Origin of the sequence: Longimicrobium sp. (genome assembly GCF_036399255.1) — a bacterium.
GTDB lineage: Bacteria > Gemmatimonadota > Gemmatimonadetes > Longimicrobiales > Longimicrobiaceae > Longimicrobium.
In genome coordinates, this window is record NZ_DASWNM010000100.1 from 1 (window position 1) to 9095 (window position 9095).

At 71.2% G+C, this 9095-nt stretch carries 7 protein-coding genes; 4 read left to right on the forward strand and 3 right to left on the reverse strand.

Features of this window, described 5'->3' with window-relative positions; genetic code table 11:
- Positions 1-1261 precede the first annotated feature (1261 nt).
- From VGC13_RS18660 to VGC13_RS18670, 3 genes are read left to right on the forward strand one after another with little or no spacing between them, the layout of a single operon-like run.
- Positions 1262-2728 carry an aldehyde dehydrogenase family protein gene (locus VGC13_RS18660; protein WP_331126791.1) on the forward strand — a complete coding sequence of 489 codons (1467 nt, stop codon included), beginning with the start codon at positions 1262-1264 and terminating at the stop codon, positions 2726-2728.
- Positions 2725-3231, forward strand: coding sequence for a GNAT family N-acetyltransferase (locus VGC13_RS18665; RefSeq protein WP_331126792.1), 507 nt, complete (start codon positions 2725-2727; stop codon positions 3229-3231). Before VGC13_RS18660 ends, VGC13_RS18665 begins: the two co-directional genes overlap by 4 nt.
- 34 nt (positions 3232-3265) lie before the next feature.
- The gene (locus VGC13_RS18670) at positions 3266-4729 is read left to right on the forward strand and encodes an amidohydrolase family protein (protein WP_331126793.1); all 1464 of its coding nucleotides are present in this window, start codon (positions 3266-3268) and stop codon (positions 4727-4729) included.
- 240 nt (positions 4730-4969) lie between these two features.
- Here VGC13_RS18670 and VGC13_RS18675 read toward each other — a convergent pair whose 3' ends face one another.
- The 3 genes from VGC13_RS18675 to VGC13_RS18685 form a co-directional block, all read right to left on the reverse strand.
- Entirely contained in the window at positions 4970-5758 is a 789-nt protein-coding gene (locus VGC13_RS18675; RefSeq protein WP_331126794.1) for a 3'(2'),5'-bisphosphate nucleotidase CysQ, read from the reverse strand.
- Positions 5759-5963: 205 nt separating this feature from the next.
- Entirely contained in the window at positions 5964-6836 is an 873-nt protein-coding gene (locus VGC13_RS18680) for a SprT-like domain-containing protein (protein ID WP_331126797.1), read from the reverse strand.
- A 5-nt stretch (positions 6837-6841) separates the two neighbouring features.
- Entirely contained in the window at positions 6842-7990 is a 1149-nt protein-coding gene (locus VGC13_RS18685; protein ID WP_331126795.1) for a radical SAM protein, read from the reverse strand.
- Between the two features lie 504 nt (positions 7991-8494).
- On the opposite strand from VGC13_RS18685, the gene VGC13_RS18690 reads away from it, so the two are divergent.
- Positions 8495-8740: a hypothetical protein gene (locus VGC13_RS18690; protein ID WP_331126796.1), complete on the forward strand. Its 246-nt coding sequence runs from the start codon at positions 8495-8497 to the stop codon at positions 8738-8740.
- The last annotated feature ends 355 nt before the right edge of the window (positions 8741-9095 follow it).

The following is a 9095-nucleotide window of genomic DNA, read 5'->3' on the forward strand; positions in this document are numbered from 1 at the left end:
GCCGGAGCGGTGCGGCGGGGCACCAGCAGCAGACAGTAGATTTCTCAGTCGGCGCGCAGGATTTCGGGCGAGCCGATGGTGCGGTGTGGCGCCTCCTTCGAAATGACATCCGGGCGCGAGCGCAGGGATTCTTAAACACACTCTGAGAGCGTGTTCGAGTTCCCGAGTTCCTGACGCAAGCGCCTGGCTTCCCGAGTCCAGCGGCGCTCCACGCACCCTGCGGGATGAAAACGGGGCCGTCACTCCGAGGCCCGGCCTCGCCGCAATCGGCGGATTGCGCCGCAGGTTGCCGGGCCGAGGAATCTACGATCGGCTCGCGTGAGGCCGGACGCGGCAGCCCGCACCATCGCCGCGGCGGCGAAACAGTCGGACAGGGCCAGTGCGGAGCGTCGCGGCAAGCCACGAGGAAGCGGAAAGCGGATTCCTCGGTCGCGCGCTGAACTCTGTGATCAGGCAAGGTCCCGGTGTGCGCTCCCTCGGAATGACGGACCGGGGTGGATACACAACCGGTTGCGCGCGACCGAAGGATCTGCGCCCGGACACGACGGGCCAGCTCCTGCGTGTTCTCGTCGCAACGGGTCAGGCGCGGCGCCTCCCTGAGAGGGTGTTGCCAAACCTCCCGCGTGATTGACTTCCTGAGAGCGTGTTGCTAAACCTCGCCCTGCAATTGACTTCCTGAGGGAGGCGCCGCTACGCAACCTGCGGGTACGATGGACTTTGGCGCCGACCGAAGGATCTCGCCGGCAGAACCGGGGGCCGGCTGCCGCGCCCGAAGGACAGTCCTTCGCGAAGGCGGACGAGATCCTTCGGTCGCGCGCAGGCGGTTCTGTGGCTTCTTGTTACGCGTGGTGCGCTCCTCAGGAAGTCACCGCTTCGTTGCGAACTTGAAGGTTTAGCAACATCCTCTGAGGGAGCGCCGCCCCGTAACTCGCTTGTACACTGCACCATGGCGCCGACCGAAGGACCTCGCTGGCACAAACCGGGGGGCGGGTCCCGCGGCATGGAGCCGGCCCCGCCTCGCCGGAAAGCAGGTCCTTCGGTCGCGCGCAGGCAGTTGTGTGAAATCGGGTTACACGTGGTGCGCTCCCTCAGGAAGTCATCGCTTCTTTGTGAGTTTGAGGGTTTGGCAGCACCCTCTGAGGAAGCCGAGCGGCCAGACTGGTTCTTGAACACATTCTGAGGCGCGACGACGGCCGCACGACTTGTTCGCTGTAGCGGGTGCTCCCGACCTCCATCCGACCGGAACGCGATGTCCGACCTGTTGACCCGACCGACCCACTCCATCCCCGCACCCGAGGCGGCGGACGACGACGCGGAGCAGACCGCCCGCGCGCGGCGGCTGTTCCAGCTGCAGCGCGACGCGCGGTGGCGGGTGGCGCAGTCAGGGGCGGCGGAGCGCATCGCGCGGCTGCGGCGGCTGCGGACGGCGATCCTGGCGCACCGGCAGGCGCTGTACGACGGCGTGCGGGCGGACTTCCGCAAGAGCCCGGCGGAGTTCGAGGTCACCGAGATCCAGCTGGTGCTGGGCGAGATCGCGCACACCATCCGCCACCTGCGCAAATGGATGCGCCCCCGCCGCGTTCCCACGCCGCCGCTGCTGGCGGGGACGGCCGCCCGCGTGCGCCACGAGCCGCGCGGGCAGGTGCTGATCCTGGCCCCGTGGAACTACCCCTTCCAGCTGCTGATCGGCCCGCTGGTGGCCGCCGTGGCGGCGGGGAACGTGGCCATCCTGCGCCCGTCCGAGAAGGTGCCCGCCACCGCCGCCGCCATGGCGCGCGTCGTCGCCGACGCCTTTCCCGAGGACGAGGTGGCGATGGTGGCGGGCGGCATTCCCACGGCGGACGCGCTGCTGGAGCTTCCCTTCGACCACATCTTCTTCACCGGCTCCACCGTCGTCGGCCGCAAGGTGATGCACGCCGCCGCCGAGCACCTGGCCACCGTCACCCTGGAGCTGGGCGGCAAGTCGCCGGCGATCGTGGACCGTTCGGCGGACGTGGCGCAGGCGGCGGAGCGCATCGTGTGGGGCAAGATGGTGAACGCAGGGCAGACGTGCGTGGCGCCCGACTACGTGCTGGTGCACCCGGCCGACGCCCCCGCGTTCCTCGCCGCCGCGCGCGACACCGTGGCCCGCTTCTACGGATCCGGCGAGGCGGCGCGGATGAGCCAGGACTTCGCGCGCATCGTGGATCGCCGCGCCTTCGACCGGCTGGCGGACGCGCTGCACCAGACCCTCGCGGAGGGCGCGCGGGCGGAGACGGGGGGCCAGACGGACGCGGAGGAGCGCTACATCGCCCCCACGGTGCTGTCCAACGTGCGCCCCGACGCGCCGGTGATGCGCGAAGAGATCTTTGGCCCCATCCTTCCCGTGCTGACGGTGGATTCGACGGACGCGGCGCTGGCGTTCGTCAACGCGCGCCCCAAACCGCTGGCGCTGTACCTGTTCAGCCGCGACGGGCGCACCACGGAGCGCGTGCTGCGGGGGACCACGGCGGGCGGCACCATCGTCAACCACGTCATCTGCCACCTGGCCAACCCCGACCTTCCCTTTGGCGGCGTGGGCGAGAGCGGCCAGGGGAGCTACCACGGGCTGGCGGGCTTCCGCGCCTTCAGCCACGAGCGCGCGGTGCTGCACGCCGGCCGGTGGAGCCTGGCGCCGCTCTATTATCCGCCGTACGGCCCGCGCATGCGCCGCATCGCGCACCTGATGTCGCGGTGGATGGAACGGTGAGGGACGCCGCCCCGCCCATCCGCATCCGCGCCGCCGTGGAGGCGGACGTGCCGCTGATCCTGCGCTTCATCCGCGAGCTGGCGGAGTACGAGCGGCTGCTGCACGAGGTGGTGGCGACGGAGGACCGGCTGCGCGAGACGCTGTTCGGCGCGCGGCCGGCGGCGGAGGTGGTGATCGCGGAACAGGCTGGCGCGCCGGTCGGGTTCGCGCTCTTCTTCCACAACTACTCTACGTTTCTGGCGCAGCCCGGCCTGTACCTGGAAGACCTGTACGTGCGCCCCGAGGCGCGCGGGCGCGGCGCCGGACGCGCGCTGCTGGCCCACCTTGCGCGGCTGGCCAGGGCGCGCGGCTGCGGGCGGCTGGAGTGGTGGGTGCTGGACTGGAACCAATCCGCCATCCGCTTCTACCGGTCCCTCGGTGCGCAGCCGATGGACGACTGGACCGTGTTTCGCCTCACCGGCCCCGGCCTGGACCGCCTGGCGGCCGAGACGCCCGCGGCCTGACCCTCTCCCCACCCCCAATTCGGAAGGCCCCACGATGAAGCGCTTTCTCGGCCCGCTGGCCCTTTCCCTTGCCGCCGCCGCGTGCGGAGCACCCGCGTCCGGGCCGGCGCCCGCGACGCCTGCGGACCTGGCACTGACGCACGTGACCGTGGTGGACGTGGAGAGCGGCGCGCTGCGCGCGGACCAGACGGTGCTCGTCCGCGGCAGCCGCATCGCGTGGGCGGGGCCGGCGGGGGAGGCGCGGGTGCCGGCCGGCGCGCGGGTGGTGGACGCCACCGGGCGCTACGTGATCCCGGGGCTGTGGGACATGCACGTGCACACCTCGCGCGAGGGGCGGGCGCTGCACTTCTGGCCGCAGTTCCTGGCGTACGGCGTAACCGGCGTGCGCGAGATGGGAAGCTACCTGGACTCGCTGCAGCACTGGCGGGCGCAGGCGCGGCGGCCGGGCTCGGGGGCGCCGCGCATCGTCTACTCCAGCCCCATGCTGGACGGCTCGCCCACCAGCTGGCGGCACGGCTACGCCGTCGCGGATTCCGCCGCCGCCGTCGCGGCGGTGGACACCATGCAGGCGCTGGGCTTCGACTTCCTGAAGGTGTACAACCGGCTTTCCCGCGACGCGTACTTCGCCATCGCGCGGCGGGCGCGGGAGCGCGGCATTCCGTTCGCCGGGCACATCCCGCAGTCGGTGACCGCCACGGAGGCGAGCGACGCGGGGCAGCGCAGCATCGAGCACCTGAGCAACGACTTCTACCTCAACTGCGTGCCCGGCGGCGGCGCCCTGCTGGCGCGCTTTCTGGCCGCGCGCGCGCCCGGCGCCCCGGCGGACTCGGTGGGGCCCGCGCTCAACCGGCTGCTGGACGCCATGCTGGCGGGCCCCGTCCCCGCGTCGTGCCAGCCGCTGTGGAACCGGATGGCCGCCAACGGCACCTGGCTCACCCCCACGCTGACGGTGTCCCGCGGCCAGCAGCCGCCCGACGCGCTGGTGCGGGACCCGCGGCTGCGCTTCGTTCCGCCGGCGCTGGCGGCGCGGTGGGATTCAGGCCGCCCCACCGGCGAGGACGCCGTGCGCGAGGAGCGCATCGCGGCGCGCCGGGCGCAGATGGTGGCGCTGGCGCACGCCGCGGGCGTCGGCATCCTGGCGGGGACGGACGCCAGCGATGAGCCGTACGTGTTCGCCGGCTCCGGGCTGCACGACGAGCTTGCGCTGCTGGTGGATGCCGGCCTGACGCCGCTGCAGGCGCTGCGGGCCGCCACGCTGAACCCGGCGCGGTACCTGGGCGCGGCGGACAGCATGGGGACGGTGGCGGCGGGAAAGGCGGCGGACCTGCTGGTGCTGGATGCCAACCCGCTGCAGGACATCCGCAACACCATGCGCATCTTTGCCGTGGTGGCCGGCGGCCGGCTGATCGACGCCGCCGAGCGCGAGCGCCTGCTGACGCTGGCCCAGCAGGAAGCCTCCCGCGCCGTCAACGCCCCGCCCGCGCGCCAGGACGATTGACGCTCGACTGGCATCGTGCTCCGCGAGGGCTGGAACCACGCCGCACGGGCGAATGAATTCGCTGCAACAACCACACGAAGGCCGCCTTCGCGGACTGGAAGATCCCGCGGCAACCGCGGATCCAGTGCGCGCCCCGGACTCCTCGGCCCGCAGCCCCGCGCTGTTTGCGGGGCTTTCCGCTTTCGTTGCGGCGAGTTTACTCGCTCCCGCCGGGGCCGTCGGATCCCTCTAACGAAGGGGTCAGCCCGCCAGTCTGGAGATGCGCAGCAGCTCGTCGTGGACCAGGCCGTTGCTGGCGGCGATGCCGCGCCACGAGGGCTCGGGCTGGTTGAAGGCCGGGCCGGCGCCGTCCAGGCGGGTGGCGCGGCCGCCGGCCTCGCGCACGATCACCACGGCCGCCGCCACGTCCCACTCGGCCTTGGGCCCGCGCGAGACGAACGCCTCGGCGCCGCCCTCGGCCACGCGGCACATCTTGTACGCCGTGCTCCCCAGCGGCTCCACGCGCCACGCGGCGTGGTACGCGTCCAGCTCGCCGCGCTTCATCTCCCAGCGCGAGGCCACGATGCGCGGCGCCGCGTCCGGCCCCACGCCCGACACGCGGATCGGCGTCTCGTCGCGAAAGGCGCCGCCGCCCTCCGCCGCGTGGAACATCTCGCCCGTAACGGGATTGTGCACCACGCCCACGACGGCGCGCCCGGCATCCACCAGCCCCACGCAGATGGCGAACTCCGGCCGCCCGGCCACGAAGCTGTTGGTGCCGTCGATGGGGTCCACCACCCACACCCGCCCGCGCCGCAGCCGCTCCGGCCCGTCCGCCGTCTCCTCGCTCAGCCAGCCGTAGTCCGGCCGCTCGCCGATGAGCATGCGGTGAAGGATGCGGTCGGCGGCCAAGTCCGCCTCCGTCACCGGCTGCTCGGGCGACTTGAAGCGCACCTCCTGCTCCACGCGAAACGCGCGCATGATCGCCTCGCCCGCCGCGCGCGCGGCGCGGATGGCCAGCTCCACCTCGGCCTGATAGGGATTGCTCACTCACCCTGCCCACCGCGCGCCGGACGGAACGTCCGCGCGCGGAATCGATTCAGATGATGGATGAAAAATCGCCCGTCCGGGAGGCACGGGCGAATGAATTCGCTGCAACAACCACACGAAGTCCGCCTTCGCGGACTGGAAGATCCTCGGCAACCGCGGGTCCCGTGCACGCCCCTTCACCCCTTCACCCCTTCACCCCTTCACCTCACGGCCGCCGCTGGTTCTTCCACTCCACCCGCCGCGTCGCCCGGGGATGCACGTCCAGCTTCCGCGCCCAGGCACGGAACTCCGGCCCATGGTCCGGCTTCTTCCCAGACGCGTGCTGCCACAGGTGGATCATCTCGTGCCGCAGGGTGTGCTCCGCCTGGCCCTCGTGGGCGTGCGTACACAGCGAGCGCGAGATCACGATCTCCAGCGGGTTGGAGCAGAAGTGGCCGTTGCGGCGGCGCATCTGCCGGCTCAGGTACAGCGGCACCTCGGGCAGCGTGCCTTCGAAATACGCCGCGTTCACGCGCCGGAACTCGTCCAGCAGCCGCTGCAGGTGCGCCTCGTCCCCCGGCTGCACCTGCCGCGTGCGCGGCTTCCGGCGCACCGCGCCCGCCTCCAGCGGGATCTGCGCGATGAACTGGCGCACGGTGTCCTTGGCCCGCGCCCGCGTCCGCGCGTCCCGCGCGGAGAACAGGCGACCCACGGCCACCAGCACCTCGCGCGGCGCGTGGGCGAACGCATCGTTCACCCGCAGCTCGCGCCCGCGGTCGCCCACCGACGCCATGATGCGCCGGTTGCGCGTGTACACCACCTTGCGAAAGTGCGGCGCGATGGGCGCCACGATGGCCAGGACCTCGGCCTCGGACCGTCCGGAGCGCGCGGGCGGCGCGGACCGGGGCTCCTGCTTCGGCTCCGGTGCCGGCCGTGGCTTCGGCTCCGCGGCCGGCCGAGGAGGGGCGGAGGCCGCGGGCGGAAGGTCCAGCGCGGGGTCGGGCCGGGCGGGCGCGGGGCGCGGCCGTGCGGGCGCGGAAGACTTCGGCCGGGGCCGCGAGGGCGGCACCCAGCCGAACAGGTCCAGCACGTCGTCCATCAGGCTCACGCGGGGGCCAGCGCGGGCGGGCGTTCCGCGTGCCGGTACTCCACCGTGTAGCCCATGGCCCGGGGCACCTGCAGCAGCCGGTCCAGGTCCAGGTCGATGGTGGCGCCGGCCTTTTGCGTAACCTCGTCCTCCACCGGCAGGTCGAAGTCGTCCGCGCCGTACTCCAGCGCGCGAAAGGCGTCCTCGTTCAGCGTGAGCACCGAGGTGCGCACGTGCTTCACGTTGTCCAGGTAGATGCGCGACAGCGCGATGTGCCGCCAGTACTCGCGGGGCGAGATCTCCGTCCCGGCGAACGCGGTGCCGTACGGCTTGTACGTCCAGCAGAGGAACGAGAACAGGCCGTCCCAGTCGTCCTCCAGGCACTCGTCCTGAAAGGCGCGCGTGCGCTCCAGGTGCTCCAGCCGCTCGTCCAGCGTCTCGTCGAACCCGATCACCATCGTGGCCGTGGTGCGCATCCCCGACTCGACGATGGCCCGCTGCGCCTGGAAGTACTCGCGCACCGTGTACTTGAACCTGGCGTGGCGCTTCCGGAAGCCCTCGGTAAGGATCTCCGAGCCGCCGCCGGTAATCCAGTGCACCCCCGCGTCGCGCAGCCGGGCCGCCGCCTGGTGGTGGCTCAGCTTTGCCCGGTCGGCCAGGTACATGAACTCGGCGATGGTGAGCGCGTAGAACTCCACCCGGTCGCCGTACCGCTCGCGCACCGCGGCGAACAGGTCGGCGTAGTAGTGCAGCGGCAGCTTGGGGTTGAAGCCGCCGTTGAAGGCCACCAGGTCGCCGCCCAGCGGCAGCAGCTCGTCGATCTTGGCGAACACGTCGTCGCGCGAAAGGACGTAGCCGCCTTCCTGGTTGGGAAGCACGTAGAAGGCGCAGTAGTCGCACTGCGCCACGCACACGTTGGTGTAGTTGATGATGCGCATCACCATGTAGGTGGCGCGCTTTGGATCGTGGAAGCGGGCGCGCACGCTGCCGGCGAGGGTCTTCAGCTCCTCGTCGGATGCGTGCTCCCACAGCAGCCGCGCCTCGTCGGTGGAGATGCGCCCGCCGCCCTGCACCTTCTCCGCCACCTGGGCGAGCGCGCCCCGCACGCCCGCGTCCGTATCCACCCGCACGGTGTCTCCCTGTGCGCTGCCGGCAAGTTCGGTCATGGATGGAATTTCGCGCACCGCGGGGGTGGAGTCAACGGAGGTGAAGGGGTGAAGGGGTGAAGGGGTGAAGGGGTGATGGGGTGAACGGGTGATGGACCCGCCGGCCGGGGTGCGCGCGGGGAAACGAGGGTTGAAGCGCGCTGGCAATGGCAGAAGCCCCGTCTCGGCTCGCCGAACGGGGCTTCGACATCATGGACCCTCGATCATCCGTCCACCGGACCACGGGCCCTGCCCACCCGAGCGGGTGAAGCCCCGCCGGGCAAGCGCAGCGCGCCCAGGGCGGGGCTTATGGCCTTTCTAGCCGCGGGCTTTAGCCCGTGGCGGAGGCCCGTGGCGGATGCCCGTGGCGGATGGCCCGTGGCGGATGACCCCGTGGCGGATGGCCCCGTGGCAAATGGCCGTGCAACCATTCGATGGGAAGGTGCGACTCACAAGAGAAGTACCTCTTCACGCCGCCGGCGCCCCCGCGCGCCGGCATCCATCCATCAGCAAGGACGATTTCCCATGCGCAAGCTCCAGCTGAAGATCGAAGACCTGCAGGTGACCTCGTTCGACACGGACCGCACGCCGGTGGCGCGGGGCACCGTGGAGGGCAACAACAAGCATCCCGCCACCACCATCCACGACCTGACCTGCGCCGCCCCCGAGTCGTGCGCCATGAACGACACCTGCTTTGACCGGTGTCCCTTCTCGGGCGTCGACACCTGCGACGTGGAATGCGCGTCCGCCGACACGGAGTGCCAGAACTGAGTCCGGTCTAAAAAGTCCGGAGCGGCGGCGGATGCCGCGGATTTGGGGGTCCTCCGCAGTATCCCCACGTCGAGATCGTGCGTCTGAGCGCATCCTCCAAAGTCGACTTCTCCACACCTGTGTGGATCAAGCGGCATGGGCGACTTCTTGGACCGGACTCAGAACTGCTGGGTGTAATCCCGATCCCCGAAAGAGTGGGCATCACGCGGAGGAAGGTAGAGTAGACGCCAGGGTGGGTTAGCTGCACCCACCCTGGACGCCCCTCCTCGAACCGGACGTGCGGATTTCCCGCATCCGGCTCTCCCACATGGGTTCACCAGTCGACTATCGGAGAGCTGCGCGCGTTGCCCTGCAG